The 17,499-nt window shown below is 43.7% G+C and carries 19 protein-coding genes; 10 read left to right on the forward strand and 9 right to left on the reverse strand.

The features are described from left to right. Nucleotides 1–109: 109 nt before the first annotated feature. Both NYE56_RS15820 and NYE56_RS15825 read right to left on the reverse strand, forming a co-directional pair. The gene (locus tag NYE56_RS15820) at nucleotides 110–1,282 is read right to left on the reverse strand and encodes an iron-containing alcohol dehydrogenase (RefSeq protein WP_341284081.1); all 1,173 of its coding nucleotides are present in this window, start codon (nucleotides 1,280–1,282) and stop codon (nucleotides 110–112) included. A 103-nt stretch (nucleotides 1,283–1,385) separates the two neighbouring features. Beyond that, entirely contained in the window at nucleotides 1,386–2,549 is a 1,164-nt protein-coding gene (locus NYE56_RS15825; protein WP_003228869.1) for an iron-containing alcohol dehydrogenase, read from the reverse strand. Between the two features lie 229 nt (nucleotides 2,550–2,778). Between NYE56_RS15825 and NYE56_RS15830 the strand changes: the two genes are divergently transcribed. Beyond that, nucleotides 2,779–3,015: a DUF378 domain-containing protein gene (locus tag NYE56_RS15830; RefSeq protein ID WP_003220771.1), complete on the forward strand. Its 237-nt coding sequence runs from the start codon at nucleotides 2,779–2,781 to the stop codon at nucleotides 3,013–3,015. A gap of 78 nt (nucleotides 3,016–3,093) precedes the next feature. On the opposite strand, the gene yugI is transcribed toward NYE56_RS15830, so the two are convergent. The 3 genes from yugI to NYE56_RS15845 form a co-directional block, all read right to left on the reverse strand. Beyond that, nucleotides 3,094–3,486, reverse strand: a complete 393-nt coding sequence (gene yugI / locus NYE56_RS15835) for a S1 domain-containing post-transcriptional regulator GSP13 (protein ID WP_003228864.1) — start codon at nucleotides 3,484–3,486, stop codon at nucleotides 3,094–3,096. Nucleotides 3,487–3,688: 202 nt separating this feature from the next. Next, nucleotides 3,689–4,849, reverse strand: a complete 1,161-nt coding sequence (locus NYE56_RS15840; RefSeq protein WP_335449418.1) for an aminotransferase — start codon at nucleotides 4,847–4,849, stop codon at nucleotides 3,689–3,691. Further along, complete coding sequence (locus NYE56_RS15845; protein WP_009968070.1) at nucleotides 4,850–5,350, reverse strand: Lrp/AsnC family transcriptional regulator; 501 nt, start codon at nucleotides 5,348–5,350, stop codon at nucleotides 4,850–4,852. It lies immediately after the preceding gene. A 147-nt stretch (nucleotides 5,351–5,497) separates the two neighbouring features. Here NYE56_RS15845 and NYE56_RS15850 point away from each other — a divergent pair, with 147 nt between their 5' ends. Continuing rightward, a complete protein-coding gene (locus NYE56_RS15850) occupies nucleotides 5,498–6,319 on the forward strand; it encodes an alpha/beta fold hydrolase (protein ID WP_122894649.1) in 822 nt (273 codons plus the stop codon). Between the two features lie 26 nt (nucleotides 6,320–6,345). On the opposite strand, the gene NYE56_RS15855 is transcribed toward NYE56_RS15850, so the two are convergent. Continuing rightward, on the reverse strand, nucleotides 6,346–6,606 hold the full coding sequence (locus tag NYE56_RS15855; protein ID WP_326208160.1) for a YugE family protein: 261 nt from the start codon (nucleotides 6,604–6,606) through the stop codon (nucleotides 6,346–6,348). An 86-nt stretch (nucleotides 6,607–6,692) separates the two neighbouring features. On the opposite strand from NYE56_RS15855, the gene patB reads away from it, so the two are divergent. The 3 genes from patB (at nucleotide 6,693) to kapB (ending at nucleotide 9,699) form a co-directional block, all read left to right on the forward strand. Continuing rightward, entirely contained in the window at nucleotides 6,693–7,856 is a 1,164-nt protein-coding gene (patB, locus tag NYE56_RS15860) for a cystathionine beta-lyase PatB (RefSeq protein ID WP_326208161.1), read from the forward strand. A gap of 124 nt (nucleotides 7,857–7,980) precedes the next feature. Continuing rightward, nucleotides 7,981–9,267 carry a sporulation sensor histidine kinase KinB gene (gene kinB / locus NYE56_RS15865; protein WP_326208163.1) on the forward strand — a complete coding sequence of 429 codons (1,287 nt, stop codon included), beginning with the start codon at nucleotides 7,981–7,983 and terminating at the stop codon, nucleotides 9,265–9,267. 45 nt (nucleotides 9,268–9,312) lie between these two features. Continuing rightward, nucleotides 9,313–9,699 (forward strand): kinase-associated lipoprotein KapB, encoded by a 387-nt coding sequence (kapB, locus tag NYE56_RS15870; protein WP_341284082.1) that lies wholly within the window; start codon nucleotides 9,313–9,315, stop codon nucleotides 9,697–9,699. A gap of 26 nt (nucleotides 9,700–9,725) precedes the next feature. Here kapB and kapD read toward each other — a convergent pair whose 3' ends face one another. Both kapD and NYE56_RS15880 read right to left on the reverse strand, forming a co-directional pair. Then, nucleotides 9,726–10,343: a 3'-5' exonuclease KapD gene (gene kapD, locus NYE56_RS15875; RefSeq protein WP_003228846.1), complete on the reverse strand. Its 618-nt coding sequence runs from the start codon at nucleotides 10,341–10,343 to the stop codon at nucleotides 9,726–9,728. A 75-nt stretch (nucleotides 10,344–10,418) separates the two neighbouring features. Next, the gene (locus tag NYE56_RS15880; RefSeq protein WP_003243502.1) at nucleotides 10,419–10,622 is read right to left on the reverse strand and encodes a hypothetical protein; all 204 of its coding nucleotides are present in this window, start codon (nucleotides 10,620–10,622) and stop codon (nucleotides 10,419–10,421) included. Between NYE56_RS15880 and NYE56_RS15885 the strand changes: the two genes are divergently transcribed. From NYE56_RS15885 to NYE56_RS15895, 3 genes are all read left to right on the forward strand, one after another. Next, nucleotides 10,525–11,733, forward strand: coding sequence for a multidrug efflux MFS transporter (locus tag NYE56_RS15885; protein ID WP_445684731.1), 1,209 nt, complete (start codon nucleotides 10,525–10,527; stop codon nucleotides 11,731–11,733). The two genes, NYE56_RS15880 and NYE56_RS15885, sit on opposite strands and share 98 nt — an antisense overlap. Before the next feature lie 92 nt (nucleotides 11,734–11,825). After that, nucleotides 11,826–13,700: a transglycosylase domain-containing protein gene (locus NYE56_RS15890; RefSeq protein WP_341284084.1), complete on the forward strand. Its 1,875-nt coding sequence runs from the start codon at nucleotides 11,826–11,828 to the stop codon at nucleotides 13,698–13,700. Nucleotides 13,701–13,720: 20 nt separating this feature from the next. Further along, nucleotides 13,721–14,134 carry a thiol-disulfide oxidoreductase DCC family protein gene (locus NYE56_RS15895; protein WP_341284085.1) on the forward strand — a complete coding sequence of 138 codons (414 nt, stop codon included), beginning with the start codon at nucleotides 13,721–13,723 and terminating at the stop codon, nucleotides 14,132–14,134. A 221-nt stretch (nucleotides 14,135–14,355) separates the two neighbouring features. Here the strand turns inward: NYE56_RS15895 and NYE56_RS15900 are convergent, their stop codons facing one another. Continuing rightward, nucleotides 14,356–14,913, reverse strand: coding sequence for a YufK family protein (locus NYE56_RS15900; protein WP_003228837.1), 558 nt, complete (start codon nucleotides 14,911–14,913; stop codon nucleotides 14,356–14,358). Between the two features lie 177 nt (nucleotides 14,914–15,090). Here NYE56_RS15900 and maeL point away from each other — a divergent pair, with 177 nt between their 5' ends. Further along, a complete protein-coding gene (gene maeL, locus NYE56_RS15905; protein ID WP_341284086.1) occupies nucleotides 15,091–16,692 on the forward strand; it encodes a two-component system sensor histidine kinase MaeL in 1,602 nt (533 codons plus the stop codon). Continuing rightward, nucleotides 16,685–17,392, forward strand: coding sequence for a two-component system response regulator MaeM (gene maeM, locus NYE56_RS15910; RefSeq protein ID WP_014477821.1), 708 nt, complete (start codon nucleotides 16,685–16,687; stop codon nucleotides 17,390–17,392). Before maeL ends, maeM begins: the two co-directional genes overlap by 8 nt. Nucleotides 17,393–17,499 lie beyond the last annotated feature (107 nt).

Consider the following 17,499-nt stretch of genomic DNA (forward strand, 5'->3'; position numbering starts at 1 on the left):
CTTGTCCCTCCATAACGGTATAATGTTTTCATCTTTCACTTTATATGAACTTATCTTTGAAATCAAGTCAAGAAGAAAGGGCGGAATGACTGGATTCCGCCCTTTGGGTTTATAGAGACGCGCGAAGGATGGCAAGCACGTCATCTTTATTCAGTTTTTGGAAGTTGCCGAAGCCGCCGTGTTCCATTTCCTTGGCTGCGATATCAGCAATCAGCTCAAGCTTTTCTTCTCCAATATTGTAATCAGCAAGACGAGAAGGTGCACCGAGGCTTGTCCAGAATGCAGACAGTTTATCGATTCCTTCAAGCGCAATTTCTTTATCTGTTTTGCCTTCAGTATCAATGTCAAACATGTTGAGCATAAGGTTTTTAAAACGGCCTACATTTGTATCAAGCGTGTATCTCATCCAGTTTGGGAACAGTATCGCCAAACCGCCCGCGTGCGGAATATCATATACAGCTGAAACAGCGTGTTCCATTGTATGAGAAGCCCAGTCACCGAAGTAGCCCATTTGGAGCGTGCCGTTTAAAGCAATAGTACCAGCATACAAAATCGTTTCACGAAGTTCGTAGTTTTCCAGATCTTCAAGAAGCTTAGGAGCTGTTTCGATGACCGTCTGCAAAACAGCAAAGCACATTCTATCCTGAAGCGGCGTGTTTTCAACATTATGGAAGTATTGTTCGAATACGTGGCTCATCATGTCAACCATGCCGTATACTGTTTGATTTTCTGGAACGGTGAACGTATTTTCAGGGTCTAAAATAGAGAAACGCGGATGAGTGACATTGCTGCCCCATACAAATTTCTCGTTTGTTTCCCAGTTTGTAATCACGGAATCAGGGTTCATTTCAGACCCTGTTGCAGCAAGCGTTAAAACAGTGCCAAACGGCAGCGCATCCTCCGCTGTTACTTTTTTGCTGAAAATATCCCAAGCGTCGCCATCGTATTTGACGCCAGCTGCGATTGCTTTTGTACAGTCAATCACACTGCCTCCGCCGACAGCAAGCAGAAAATCAATGTCATGCTCTCTGCAAAGGTCTATGCCTTTTTTCACTGTTGCAAGACGCGGGTTCGGCTCCACACCTGACAGCTCATGAACAACAGCGCCCTCTTCCTTTAAAATGCTTGTGACTTGATCATAAAGGCCGTTGCGTTTAATGCTGCCGCCCCCGTAAACAAGCAGTACATTCTTGCCGTATCGTTTGAATTCTTTTCTTAATTGTTCAAGCTGACCTTTTCCAAAAATCAGCTTTGTCGGATTATAATAAGTGAAATTTTCCATAGTAAAACCTCCAAATGATGCTGGTAAAAAAACAGATTTTCCATTGTAACATAAGTTGACAAAAAGAAAAAGGGAAGCAGCCAAACGGCTATTTCCCCTTTTTTTATAGTGATGCTTTCAAAATTGACAGCACATCTTCTTTGTTGAGTGATTTAAATTGGCCGAATGTACCGTTAGCCATTGCCTTGTCAGCAATTGTGTCAAGCTGCTCATCATTAATATCATAATCAGCAAGACGGTTCGGAGCGCCAAGGCTTGTCCAGAATGCGGACAGCTTATCGATACCTTCAAGTGCGATTTCTTCATCTGTTTTACCTGCTTCTTCAACATCAAACACGCGAACTGCAAGCTGTTTCATGCGGGCAGGGTTTTCAGACAATGTGTGTCTCATCCAGTTCGGGAACAAAATTGCCAGTCCGCCGGCATGCGGAATATCATAAACGGCTGATACTGCATGTTCAATATTATGAGTAGCCCAATCCCCTCTTGCCCCCATAGAAAGCATGCCGTTTAAAGCGATTGTTCCTGTGTACAGGATTGTCTCACGCAATTCGTAATTTTCGAGATCATTAATCAGCTTAGGCGCTGTTTCAATGACTGTACGCAGAAGTGATTCACACATGCGGTCCTGATACGGCGTATTTGATACATGATGGAAGTATTGTTCGAATACGTGGCTCATCATGTCAACCATTCCGTAGATCGTGTGGTTTTTAGGTACGGTGAATGTATTCACCGGATCAAGAATCGAGAATTTAGGGAATACGAGCGGGCTGCCCCAGCCGTATTTTTCTTTTGTTTCCCAGTTTGTAATAACAGATCCTGAGTTCATTTCTGAACCAGTCGCAGCGAGAGTCAATACCGTTCCGAATGGCAAAGCATCTTTTGGCTGATGCTTTTTCGTAACGATATCCCACGCATCACCATCATACTTCGCTCCTGCGGCAATCGCTTTTGTACAGTCGATTACGCTTCCGCCTCCGACAGCCAGCAAAAAATCAATGTTTTGTTCTTTACAGATGGCAACACCTTTATTAACAGTCGACACACGAGGATTCGGTTCCACACCTGCTAATTCATGCACGGTCGCTCCGGCTTTATTCAGCTGTTCAATCACTTGATCATACAGGCCGCTGCGTTTAATGCTGCCGCCTCCGTACACAAGCAATACGTTTTTTCCGTAAGGTTTGAGTTCCTCCGGAAGTCTTTCCACTTCGCCGCGCCCGAAAATTAATTTGGTCGGATTCCAGTATGTAAAGTTTTGCATGACATCTCCTCCTTAGATTTTTTATTATGCAGAATGTCCTCACCACATGTAAAGCAATCAGCTCTCACCGATCAGCATACCAGATGGTTTTATTTTGCAGGATGCTGGGAAAGAAGCTGATATAAGCGAGGGCAGGCCAGCTTCCCTCATATGGAGAATGCATGTATAGATTCTCCAATATGTCACAATCTATAACTGTTTTAATAATTCATGGAGGAGGTTGCAAAACATGAGTACCATTCAAAGAATTTGTCTTGTATTAACCATCATTGGCGCCATTAACTGGGGACTGATCGGATTTTTCCAATTTGACTTAGTAGCGGCTATCTTCGGCGGCCAAGGGTCAGCCCTTTCCCGAATCATTTACGGACTTGTCGGAATCGCCGGCTTAATCAACCTCGGTCTGCTATTTAAGCCAAACGAGGAAAGATCGCGTGAAGAAGCAGCAAATCCTGAAATGCGATAGGATATCAATCACGCTGAAATAGGATTTTGCATGAAATCAAAAGCACCGAACATTCCTGTCCGGTGCTTTTTTTCATGCTTATTTTTTGATAAGGTCTTTGCGGTTGGACATTTCGATCCACTCTTCAAGCTTATCTTTTAATGTGTTGAAACCTTGTGGTGTAGAAGCTTCTTCGCTTACTTGAGCAGCTTTAGGTTTTCTTGGTTTGCTTTCTTTTTTCTCAGGCGCAGCTTGTGTCGCACGAATTGAAAGGCTGATTTTGCCTTTTTCTTCATCAACAGCAAGTACTTTTACTTGTACTTCGTCGCCAACTGAAAGGTGCTCGTTGATATCTTTTACGAAACCGTGAGTCACTTCAGAAATGTGTACTAAACCTTGAGTTTCTTCATCTAATGCAACAAACGCACCATACGCTTGTAATCCTGTAACTTTACCAGTGTAAACACTGCCCACTTCAAATTTTGCTGCCATTCATAACAACTCCTAAGTTAAATTAAATATCTGTTTATACGCAATTTAAAATTATATCACACATGTCTTATTTCCGCAAAGAAAACTTTTTCATAAAAAAATCAGGTTTATACACAGCAAAAAGGGGGTAAACTGAAAATACCAAAGGCTTTCTAGTATTCCCCCCTTTTATTGGATGCGAACAAAAGGTTCGTATCTTTTTTTATGTTGTTTTGTGCAGGAAGCGTTTCATTCTGACTAACGCTTCTTGAAGCTGTTCAATCGAGGTGGCGTATGAACAACGGATATATCCCTCACCGCTCGGACCAAACACACTTCCAGGAACAACTGCCACTTTTTCCTGCGTCAGTAGCTCCTCGGCAAACTGTTCTGAACTCATTCCCGTGCTTTTAATAGATGGAAAAGCATAGAAAGCGCCGCCCGGATGATGACAGCTGAGACCGATTTCATTGAGCGATTCTACAAACAGATTCCGTCTTCTTCGATAGCTTTTTTTCATTTTTTCTACGTCTTCCATGCCGTTCTTCAGGCCTTCAAGGGCGGCAAACTGCGCCATTGCGGGCGCACACATCATCGCATACTGATGAATTTTAAGCATTGCATCCCGAAGCAAGGATGGTGCCGCGGCAAAACCGAGCCTCCAGCCCGTCATTGCAAATGCTTTTGAAAAGCCTGAGATGACTACCGTCCGTTCCTTCATTCCCGGTAATGCCGCTATACTTGTAAATTCCTCATCATATGTCAGCTCCGCGTAGATCTCGTCGGCTAAAACGATGACATCATGTTTTTTGGCAAACTCAGCAATCTCATTCAGCTCTTCCTTCGAATAAACCGAACCTGTCGGATTCGATGGTGAGCAGATGAGAATGGCCTTTGTTTTTTCAGTGACTGCCGCTTCAAAATCAGCAGCCGTTGCTTTAAATCCTTTGTCTGCCGTTGTATGAACGTGAACCGGGATACCTCCTGCCAAAGAAACAAGCGCATCATACGCCACAAAACACGGCTCAGGAATGATGACTTCCTCACCTGGATTCACAATGGCGCGGATCGCAATATCCAAAGCCTGACTTGCCCCCACTGTCACAATCAGCTCATTATCTGGCGAGTAGCCAAGGTCAAACCTGTTGCTCAAATAACGGCTGATTTCCTCCCGCAATGAGTATAAACCCGCATTTGCCGTGTATGACGTATATCCTTGTTCAAGAGAGAGAATGCTTGCTTCGCGGACATTCCACGCGGTAACAAAATCAGGCTCGCCGACGCCTAAAGAAATGACGCCTTCCATCGTTGCCGCCAAATCAAAGAATTTGCGGATGCCGGATGGTTTTATTTGTTGTACATAGTCTGATAAATACGAAGTCATTTACGGTGACACCACGATTCTTTTGTCGTCGTCTCCTGTTTCAAACACTTTGCCGTCATGCTTGTATTTTTTCAGGATAAAATGGGTTGTCGTAGATACAACTGAATCAAGCGTTGACAGTTTATCCGAAACAAAACGCGCTACGTCAGACATCGAATTGCCGCGAATCACGACAGACAAATCGTATACGCCTGACATCAGGTAAACTGATTCAACCTCTTGGAATCGGTAAATCCGTTCCGCCACTTCATCGAAACCGACGCCCCGCTTCGGCGTTACTTTGACGTCGATCATGGCCGTAACGCCCTCATGTCCGTCTACTTTTCGCCAATCAATCATAGCGGAATAATCGATAATAACCTTTTCTTTCTCCAGTTTGTCAATAATTGTTTTCACTTCATTTACAGGGATGCCCGCCATCTTTGCGATTGTTTCTAAATCGGCGCGGCTGTTTTCGTCTAAAATTTCTAATATTTCTGTTTCTTTTTCTGTCAATTTCATTTGATTCACACCTTTGCAATGTCAAGAAATCTCATGACATTATATCACGTTTTTTGACGAATGCTAAGAAAAAACGAGGAGAAACTTCCGCTAGAATTGACAATTTCAGGGCATAATACAACCATCAAAAAAAGGGAGTGACACAGAATGGAGGCGGTTTCACCAATAAGGCGGTTTACGGTCGATGGAGTCAATGTATACTACGAACATTATCAAAATCCCGGCAGGCAAACGCTGGTCTGCGTACACGGTTTTTTATCATCTGCATTCAGCTTCAGAAAAGTAATTCCTCTCCTTCGGGACAAGTACGACATCATCGCGCTTGATTTGCCTCCTTTCGGCCAATCTGAAAAATCAAGAACGTTTATCTATACCTATCAAAATCTTGCTAAGCTTGTCATTGGGATTTTGGAGCACTTGCAAGTGAAACAGGCTGTGCTTGTCGGGCATTCTATGGGCGGGCAGATATCGCTGTCTGCTGCTCTCCAAAAACCTGAGCTTTTTTCAAAGGTTGTGCTGCTTTGCAGTTCAGGGTATTTAAAACGTTCACACCCGACGATCATTTTCGGGACCCATATCCCGTATTTTCATCTTTACATCAAACGCTGGCTCTCGAAAGAAGGCGTGATGAAAAATCTATTAAATGTGGTGCATGACAAATCGCTGATTGATGAGGAGATGATTGACGGCTATGGCAGACCGTTTCAGGACGAGCAGATTTTCAAAGCCATGACAAGGTTTATCCGCCACAGAGAAGGAGATTTAGAACCCGAGCAATTGAAGAAAATGAACAAGCCTGCTCTATTGATTTGGGGCGAGGAGGATCGAATTGTCCCAATGGAGATCGGTAAACGGCTGCACGCGGATTTGCCTAATTCCGTGCTGTACTCACTTGGCCAGACCGGACATCTGGTGCCTGAAGAACGGCCTGAACTTGTTTCCGAACACATTGCTGATTTTATCAAATAGAAAAAACCGGTGCTGAACCGGTTTTTTTAAGGCGTGCAAGAGCTGCTGTTTTTAATGAATAAAAGCTGGCCAGCCACTTCCCGGCAGCTGTCGATCGGCAGCGTTTGTTCAAAAGAAGTTTCAAATATAAGCTGAATGCTTTTCGCCAGCACGTCGGGATCGTCTTCATCATAGACTGCCTGCACGACATCAACAGCCTCCGTTTCGTAAAACTCTTCTCCATATTTAAACGGGTCCCATTTGGCAATGATCTTAATCATTTCCCTGACCGCTTGACTTTCTTCCATATTCATCACCGCTTATAATAAAATTTGCAGTTCTATCTTATCATAGTGAAGATTAGAAGAATAAACATACATGAGGGGGTAACAGAATGAACTTTGATAAACGAGAAGAACGCCTTGGCACCCAATCTGTTAAATGGGACAAAACAGGCGAATTATTTGGCGTGACAGACGCACTCCCGATGTGGGTGGCGGATATGGATTTTCGCGCCCCGGAAGCGATAACTGAAGCGTTAAAAGAGCGTCTTGACCACGGTATTTTTGGTTATACAACTCCAGATCAAAAAACGAAGGATGCTGTATGCGGATGGATGCAAAACAGGCACGGCTGGAAGGTGAATCCGGAAAGCATCACATTCAGCCCCGGCGTTGTAACAGCTTTGAGCATGGCGGTACAAGCTTTTACGGAGCCTGGCGATCAAGTAGTTGTTCAGCCTCCAGTTTATACGCCTTTTTACCATATGGTGGAGAAAAACGGCCGGCACATTTTACATAATCCGCTGCTAGAAAAAGACGGCGCATATGCAATGGATTTTGAAGATTTGGAGACGAAGCTTAGTGACCCAAGCGTTACATTGTTTATTTTATGCAATCCTCATAACCCTTCTGGGCGTGCATGGGGCCGGGAAGATTTACTGAAGCTAGGCGAATTGTGCCTTGAGCATGGCGTCACAGTTGTATCGGATGAAATCCATTCCGATTTAATGCTGTACGGACACAAGCACACGCCTTTCGCTTCGCTCTCTGACGATTTCGCTGATATTTCTGTGACATGTGCTGCTCCAAGCAAAACATTTAATATCGCCGGATTGCAGGCTTCAGCGATCATTATTCCGGATCGCCTGAAGCGCGCCAAGTTTTCCGCAAGCCTTCAGCGAAATGGTTTAGGCGGACTGAACGCGTTTGCCGTCACTGCAATCGAAGCCGCGTATTCAAAAGGGGGACCGTGGCTTGATGAATTGATCTCTTACATTGAGAAAAACATGAACGAAGCGGAAGCCTTTTTGAGCAACGAGCTGCCAAAGGTCAAAATGATGAAGCCGGATGCATCATACTTGATTTGGCTCGACTTCAGCGCTTACGGCTTGTCCGATACAGAGCTTCAGCAAAAAATGCTAAAAAAAGGGAAAGTTATTTTAGAGCCCGGGACGAAATACGGGCCTGGCGGAGAAGGATTTATGCGCCTGAACGCGGGATGCTCTCTTGCAACCCTGCAGGACGGCCTGCGCCGCATCAAAGCCGCATTATCGTAAATATAGCTGTAAACGCCTTTACGTCTTATTTGTAAAGGCGTTCTTAATAAAGGAATTTTATATTTTACTTCTAATATTTAGTGTTATAATAGATTCATATTTTATACGAAAGGATTTCACACGAATGGAAATTCTAAAAGACTATCTTCTGCACATCTGCTTTATTTTGTTTCCTATTCTTCTTTACCAAGTGTTTTGGCTTGGAAAACCTGCGATTCTTGTGCCAAAAATAAACAGCGGTTTGGTCACGCTCTTCGCCTGCGGCGCCTCCGTTTTATGCATTATTTTCCCGATTCATGAAATGGACTACATACAATACGGCCTTCAGATGATTCCTGTTATCATTTGTTTATTTTACATTAGTACCGCTTCCGGACTTACAGTCGCCGCATCTGTCCTATGTTTTGAACTGCTTTTTTACGAACCTTCCGCAATGTTTGTTTTCACTTTGCTGCCTTTTCTTATCATTATCCCAATCTTATTTCAGAAAAAATGGCCATTCATGTCCAAAGCGAAAAAACTGCTGCTGTCTTTATTGATCAGCTGCGTGGAGATTTTCCTATTTTTCGCCTCAAGCTGGATTCTTTCCGCCTTGAATATTTTAAATTTTCAAAAATCAGGAATTTTCGTTTACGAGGCGGCAGTCTCAGGGCTTTTCCGCTCCAGTGTTCTTCTTTTAAGCATCTATATTATCGAAAGCATCGCCGAAAATATCGCCCTGCGTTCACAGCTTATCCATTCTGAAAAAATGACGATTGTGAGTGAACTGGCAGCGAGCGTCGCTCATGAGGTCAGGAATCCGCTGACAGTTGTCCGCGGGTTTGTCCAGCTGCTTTTTAATGACGAAACCCTACAAAACAAGTCGAGTGCGGATTACAAAAAGCTTGTACTGTCAGAGCTTGACCGGGCGCAAGGCATTATTACAAACTATCTCGATATGGCCAAACAGCAATTATACGAAAAAGAGGTTTTTGACCTATCAGCCCTTATCAAAGAGACAAGCTCCCTTATGGTGTCGTACGCCAATTACAAGTCAGTAACCGTCGAGGCTGAAACAGAATCGGACCTTTTGATATACGGAGACGCAACAAAGCTGAAGCAGGCTGTCATCAACCTGATGAAAAACAGTATTGAAGCGGTTCCTCACGGGAAGGGGTTGATCCACATATCAGCCAAAAGAAACGGCCATACGATCATGATTAACATCACAGACAATGGGGTCGGGATGACAGACCATCAAATGCAAAAACTCGGCGAACCTTATTATTCCTTAAAAACGAACGGAACGGGACTCGGCCTCACCGTAACCTTTTCCATTATTGAACATCATCACGGGACCATTTCATTTAACAGCAGCTTCCAAAAAGGCACTACGGTGACCATTAAGCTTCCCGCTGATCTTCCTCACTAGCAAATCGATTGGAACTTTAATAGAATGAATGCGAGGTGATGACAGATGAGCACGTTTGAGACAGGCTCTATCGTTAAAGGATTTTACAAAACAGGTGTATACATAGGAGAAATCACGGCTTGCAGGCCGCAGCACTATTTAGTGAAAGTGAAAGCGGTTCTTACCCATCCCGCTCAGGGAGACCTTCATCATCCAAAACAGGCGGATGTGCCATTTTTTCATGAGAGAAAAGCGCTCGCATATGGTGAACAGACCAATATCCCCCACCATATGGTGAAGCCTTATGACGGTGAAGTTCCGGATTATACCGAATCTCTGCGGGAGGCGACAGCACAGCTGAGAGCCAAGTTGAATGAGGATGGTTCGGAGTGGGCAAAACGCTCCCTTCATAATCTGGACATTTTAGAAAAAGAATATTTTAACCGGCAATAACCCAGTCTGACAAAAGATTGGGTTTTTCACGTCGCGCGCTTCAACAGTTCGGTTAAATCGATTCTTTCGCCGATTGTGGGCGGTTTTGGCTTTTCGAGATACTGCTTATCCTGCTCAACAAGCTTAAAAAGTTTATATGCTGTGAGGGCATCATCAAGCGCTTTATGATGGGTGCCGGTTCCGGAATCTCCATACTCTTCGGCAGCTTTCCATAAACCCGTCAATGTCCGGTCTCCAAAAAAGTTTTTGTATTCAAGCGATAAATCTCTCATTTCTCCCTTAAACGGGAAAGGGATATGGTTAAACATACAGTTTTGCTTCAGCACTTTCATATCCATGTTTCCCCACGTAATAATTGTGCTGTTTTTCTCAGGATCCAGCTCGTTTAGTTTACGGATGAAATCCTCGAATCTCATTCCTTCGTCTACCTGTTTTTGGGTTATTTTTAAAAATGATTTGCAGCGTTTCGTAAGCTTCGGGAACTTTTTCGGTCTAACATAGCTAGAAAACGTCTCAACCACTTCATCATCAATCGACTTTACAATTCCGGCTTCAATGATTTCCGGGAAGAAGTTTTGAGGACTGTACTTTCCATCAGGCATTGTAAATTCGAAATCAATAATGAGTAAGCTGTTTGTCGTCACCTTTTTACACCTGCCTTTCCTCCGATCAGAAAATGCTATCTTTATAGTATATCAATTCCCCTTCTCGACATTTCTTCATTTTCTAAAAATAATGAATTTTCCCAGCCGCTTCGTTTCTTTTAAATTGTGAATCGTTTCTTTATAATTAGTAAGGAACCCGAAATAATAAGAAGGTGATGTTATTTCTATCCGTAAGAAAAACTTTGTCATTGTGTGGCTGGCGAACTTTTTTGTCTCCGCTAGCACAACGATGATCGTTCCTTTTCTCTCCTTATACATTGAGACGCTCAGCTCTTTTTCAAACGGCTTTGTGCAAAGGTGGAGCGGCTATGTGTTCGGCATTACATTTCTCATGGCGTTTTTGGTATCCCCGTTTTGGGGACGGTTCGGAGACAAACGCGGATACAAGAAAATCCTTATGGCAACCGGAACGGGCATTGCCCTCAGCATTTTCTTCATGGGCTTTGTTACATCGGTGTACCAATTGTTTTTTCTGCGTATGGCAATGGGTCTTGTAACCGGATTCATCCCGACATCTCTTGCGATGATTTCGGCACAGACTCCGAAGAGCTCAGCCGGCAAAACACTTGGCACGCTGCAAATGGGGCAAGTGTCCGGAAGCTTGTTCGGCCCGCTTTTGGGAGGCATGCTTGCTGATCGTTTCGGCTTTACGTATACCTTTTTTATCACAGCCTTTGTGATTTTCTCGTCTGTTCTTCTCGTGTTATTTGGTGTCAAAGAAAAGCCTCTTGCAGAGAAAACAGCCAAACGTACGTCTTACTCGAGAAAAGAGGTGCTCTCCTATATTTTTCACCATCCGGCGCTGTGGGTCATGATGCTGTTAACCATGCTGATTCAAACAGGCAATTTCAGTATCCAGCCCCTGCTCGCTTTATATGTAAATGAGCTGCACGGACCTGTCAATCTTGCCTTTTTCTCCGGCATGGCATTTTCAGCAACGGGGCTCGGAAGTTTGCTGCTGGCTAGAAAATGGGGTGATCTGGGCGACCGCTACGGCCATCGCCGCATTTTAATCGGACTTTTGCTCGCCGCCTCTTTCTTTTTTATTCCGCAGGCGCTCGCGTCCTCACTCAGCGTGCTCCTTGTTTTCAGATTTTTATTCGGAATGGCGATGGGCGGTTTGCTGCCATGCATTACGGCAGCGATCCGCGTTCAGGCTCCCGGCAGCATTCAAGGTGAAGTTCTCGGCTACAATGTCAGCTTTCGCTTTTTAGGAAACGTGCTCGGGCCTCTGCTCGGCGGAATCATATCGAGCCATTTTACCATTTCGGCCACCTTTTACGTCACGGCGTTTCTCTTTTTCGCCGGCGCCTGCATGCTTTGGATCATGCAGAAACTTCGGAAAGATTCTTATGCCAAAGCAAGCTGATTCCGAGAAAAAACTGAGGAATCTTCTAAATTTAACCTTCTCGTAATCTCAAAAGAATGGTACGATATGGCTAGAATTTAGGAGAAAAGAGAGTGACCATGTTACGAAAAATAATCGGATGGATTTTGCTCCTTTGCATAATCCCATTGTTTGCATTTACAGTTATCGCTTCCGGAAAAGAAGTAAAACAAATGAAGTCCCTGGATCAGGTGCTTGATAAAAATATTGATCTGAAAGATATCAGCCTTGTTCAGAACAGCTACATGTATGACAGGGACGGCTCCCTTGTCTCGGAAATCGTCAGCGACCACGAAAACCGTGTGCTCGTTCCATTTAACAAGATTCCCGAGGAAGTCAAACAGATTTTCTTAACATCTGAGGACCGCCATTTTTACGAGCATAAAGGCTTTGACTTTATGGGAATGGTGCGGGCTACTGCTTCTAACGTAAAAGACAAGAAAATTGACCAGGGTGCCAGCACCATCACACAGCAGCTTTCAAGAAACTTGTATTTGAGCCACGAACGCTCCTTCAGCCGCAAGCTGACAGAGCTCGCGTATTCCTATCAGCTGGAGAAAAAATATACGAAAAATGAAATTCTTGAAGCTTACTTAAATACCATTTATTTCAACAACGGTGTTTACGGCGTCGGTTCAGCAGCTCAATTCTATTTCAGCAAACCGCTGAAATCTCTCACAGTGGGAGAAATGGCTTTTATCTGTGCTATACCTAATAACCCTACATTATATGATCCTCTCAAGCATTTTGACTACACGAAAAGCCGTCAAGAACGTTTGCTTAAAGGGCTAAAAGATGCCGGGGTCATTACGGACAAAGAGCTGAAAAAAGCCGTAAAACAAAAAATCAAACTGGATGTTGAAAAAAGAGAAGACAAATATCCTGACTACGTTTCCTACGTGAATGATGAATTCACTCAGCTGGTGTCTGAATCAGAAGGCTTTGATAAACGCCTTCTAAAAGCATCAGGAAAACAAAAAGAAAAGATCGAAAACGAGCTGTCCGCAAGAGTCAGCACGCTGATGAAAGACGGCGTGAAAATTTATACTGCACTTGATCCGTACATGCAAAACCAAGTTGTGGCACAAATGAATTCCAAGCTCCCGTATGCGGACGTACAGGGCGGAGCGGCTGTGATTAATCACCAAACGCATCAAATCATCGCTCTATCCGGCGGGAAAAACTATCAAAAATATGACTTTAACCGCGCCTACCAGGCGTACAGGCAGCCGGGTTCATCCATTAAGCCGCTTCTTGATTACGGCCCTTATATTGAACAGACCGGCGCGACAGCAAGCAGCACCATTGATGCCAGCAAGTTTTGCAGCAAAGACTACTGTCCGCAAAACTACAATAACCGCACTTACGGCACAGTGACGCTTGATACGGCGTTTAAAAATTCATATAATACCCCGGCTATTAGAATGCTCGACCGCGTCGGCATCCAAAAGGCATTCAGTTATATTGAGCCGTATCATTTTGCCAAACTTGTCGACAGTGACTATCTTCTTCCGGCGGCGCTTGGCGGATTTACAAACGGCATGACGCCTCTTGAGATGACAAAGGCTTATACGACATTCGGAAACAGCGGAAGCTATACGCCGAGCCATGCGATTACAAAGGTGACAGACCTTAAAGGAAAAACGCTTTATAAATGGAATGATAAAGCGACTCAAATATTCAGCGTCCGCACGAACATGCAGCTGAAAAAACTGATGTCTTCCGTTGTGAAAAGCGGAACAGGGAAAAAAGCATATTTCAATGCGCCTTACATCGGCGGTAAAACCGGAACATCAAATGATTATCACGATATGTGGTTTGTCGGCCTGACTGATACGTATACAATGGGTGTCTGGGTCGGAAAGGACACACCGACCAGCGTTGAATATCTTCACAGCATCAGCCCTCAGCTTTCCATCTGGAAAGGAACGCTGCAAGCGGCTTATTAAAGGATCGGAGGGGATATGGAGTGACTTCAGAACAAATTCCAAATCGCGTTTTGCTGTTTGACGGTGTCTGCAATTTATGCAATGGCGCCGTGCAGTTTATCATTAAACGTGATCCGGACGGATTGATTTCTTTCACATCGCTGCAGTCGGAAACAGGACAGAGCCTGCTGAAGAAAAGCGGGCTTCCGACTGATCGGTTTGACAGCTTTGTCTTTATTGAAGACAGCCAAGTGTACACAAAGTCAACTGCAGCCATTAAGGTTTTCAGGCATCTGCGAGGCCCATGGCGGCTCTTTGTCCTGTTTTTCGCAGTGCCGAAGCCTGTCAGAGATATGGTCTATTCTTTCATTGCCAACAACCGCTATAAGTGGTTTGGCAAAAAAAATGAATGTATGCTCCCCTCCCCTTCTATTAAAAAAAGATTTTTACCGTAAATAAAAAATGGCTAGGAAGCTAGCCATCACAGATTGTTGACAAAATCCTAAAACGCTTCGTTTTAGGATTTTGTCATCTTTTCAGCGTGATGAAAACTTTTGAAGTCGATGAAGAGCGAGCATTGGATGTGAAACGGCGGAAACCTGAGAATCTAGCCGCCGTTTTATTGCGTATAGAGCACGAAGCGCAAATCTGACCACCAAACGCTGAAATGGCTAGCTTACACAGGTAAGCTAGCCATTATGCTATTATAAAGCTTGATAAATATGAACAGAATACCGATAACAAAGGTAAACCAAAACAGCAGTTCCAATAGAATGAATCCAACTAATGACATGAGAGAAAGCGTCGAATAAATCCGGTATACGGTAAACACAAAGTAAGCGAGCGTGACGACCGCAAACCAGATCACAATCCAAATGACATTTTGTAAGAGCACAAAGGATAAAATCCCGCCGCCCAAATAAATCATGGAACCCATTCTGAGTTTTTTCAGGTTGTTCCCTTCCGGATCATTAGCAAAAAACAGCAATGACAGCTCGGTCACGGTATTTGCAATTAATTTCAGAGCGGACAGAACCATAAAATATAAAAGTGCAAAGGCAGCAAATAACGCAAGCCTGATTCCTTTCTCTGAAAAGTAATCGAGCATTCCATCATACATTCCAAATGAAGACAGCATCTTCAACGCATAAAGTGAAGTTGAGATGGATAAGGACGAACTAAAAAGCAGGATCGCAATCAGCGGAAAATATCCTGTCAAATAAGTATTTTTCATATAAAAAAGTCCCTTTCTATAATCTACCTCATTTATTATGGAGGACTTAAAACACATTGACAAGATAAATTATTCCATTTTTTCTCCTTTTTACGAATTACGGTCCCAAATCTTCACAAAGCAGCATTTTGAGAGTAAAGTAGTACGCAGGAATCATAAAACGTAAGGAAGTTTTATATGAAAAAAACATTAAAACTGCAAACCAGACTCACCATATTTGTTTGTATCGTTGTATTAATCGCATTGCTCATTACGTTTTTTACAGTCGGTGCCCAAACCACCAAACGAATTAGAGATCAGGAAAAGGCCACTGCGCTGCAGACTGCTGAAATGGTAGCTGAGGCGCCGATGACAGCCGCTGCTTTAGAAAACGGAAAAAAACAAAAGGAACTGCAGAGCTACACAAAGCGGGTTCAGAAAATTACCGGCACGGAATTTGTTGTCGTCATGGATATGAACGGTATCCGCAAAACTCATCCTGACCCGAGCAAAATCGGAAAAAAATTCAGAGGCGGTGATGAGTCCGAGGTATTAAAAGGGCATGTCCATATCAGCACAGCCTCTGGCACGCTCGGGAAATCGCAGAGAGCGTTCGTCCCTGTCTACGCGGAGAATGGAAAACAGGTCGGTGCAGTCGCAGTCGGCATCACCGTAAATGAAATTGATGAAGTGATCAGCCATAGCTTACGGCCGCTTTACTTTATTATTTGCGTCAGCATCTTCGTCGGTGTGATCGGAGCCGTTATCGTCGCCCGTACAGTGAAAAATATCATGTACGGACTTGAACCTTATGAAATTGCGACTCTGCTTGAAGAACGGAGCGCGATGCTGGAATCGACGAAGGAAGGAATACTCGCTGTCGATGAACATGGCAAAATTAAACTTGCCAACGCGGAAGCAAAACGCCTATTCGTCAAAATGGGCATCAACACAAATCCCATTGATCAGGATGTAGATGACATCTTGCCGAAAAGCCGCTTGAAAAAGGTCATTGAGACAAAAAAACCTCTTCAAGACAGAGACGTCCGCATTAACGGGCTGGAGCTTGTGTTTAATGAAGTTCCTATCCAGCTGAAAGGACAAACTGTCGGAGCGATTGCAACATTCCGCGACAAGACCGAGGTAAAACATTTAGCTGAACAGCTTTCCGGTGTTAAAATGTATGCAAACGCACTGAGAGCGCAGTCTCATGAATTTATGAACAAACTGCATGTGATATTAGGTCTCGTCCAGCTGAAAGAGTATGATGATCTTGGAGATTATATTAAAGATATAGCCATACAGCAAAAATCAGAAACAAGTGAAATTATAAATGATGTCAAAAGCTCCGTACTGGCCGGTTTTCTGCTCGGAAAGCAAAGCTTTATACGTGAGCAGGGCGCAAATCTTGATATTGAATGCAACGGTGTCATCCCGAACGCGGCAGACCCTTCTGTCATCCATGAACTTATTACAATCATCGGAAATCTCATCAACAATGGCTTAGACGCCGTTGCCGATATGCCGAAAAAACAAATCACCATGTCCATGCGCTTCCATAACAGCATACTTGATATTGAAATTACCGATACTGGAGCAGGCATGTCTGAAGAAGACCAAGCCAAAGTATTTGAACAAGGCTATTCAACAAAGGGCAAAAACCGGGGATTCGGCCTTTATTTCACACAGCAAAGCATCGAAAATTTAAAAGGCCAAATAATCCTCACAAGCGAAAAGAATGAAGGAACGACATTCAGTATTCGCATCCCGTACGAACCGAAGGAGGAAAATCATGATTAATGTACTAATAGTTGAAGATGACCCCATGGTGGGTGAATTAAATAAACGATATTTAAGCCAAATAGATGGCTTTCAGCTGAAAGGCATCGCTTCTTCCTTTCAAAGCGCTCTGCATATTTTAGGCGAGCATCATATCGACCTCATTTTGCTTGATATTTATATGCCGGGAAAAAACGGGCTGGAACTGCTGACGGAATTGAGAGCCCAAAATGAAGCGGTTGACGTGATTGTCATCTCAGCGGCCAGCGAGCTTGACGTGATCAAGAAAACACTTCGGTACGGAGCTGTCGATTATTTAATCAAACCGTTTGAATTTGAACGTTTCCAAACGGCTTTGTCTGATTACAGACGAAAACAAAAGGTGTATTCAACCCATCGCAACATGAGCCAAAAAGAACTGGACGCCGAGCTTTTTCAAAAGAAAGAAGCAACAGAAAAAGTGCAGCTTCCTAAAGGCCTGACAAAAAGCACGCTGAAGCTGATCTGGTCCAGTATCCAGTCATTTGAAAATGAATCTTTTACGACAGAAGACTTGGCAAAGCACACAGAAATCTCTCAAGTATCCATACGAAAATACTTAAAGTTTCTTGAAGATATACAGGTTCTGAATGTAGAAATGGCGTACGGAACGATCGGAAGACCTGTGTTTCAGTACAACGTCAACAACAGTAACCTTAACGGAATAAAGCAATATCTATAAGAAAACGCACTGCTTGCTTTGAGCAGTGCGTTTTTCTGTCATATCTCTTGCCAAGATGCTTGATTATATTGTTGATAAGTTATACAAGAATAACAAAGGGCCTTTCA

This window comes from Bacillus sp. FSL R5-0603 (assembly GCF_038050295.1).
Lineage (GTDB): Bacteria > Bacillota > Bacilli > Bacillales > Bacillaceae > Bacillus > Bacillus subtilis.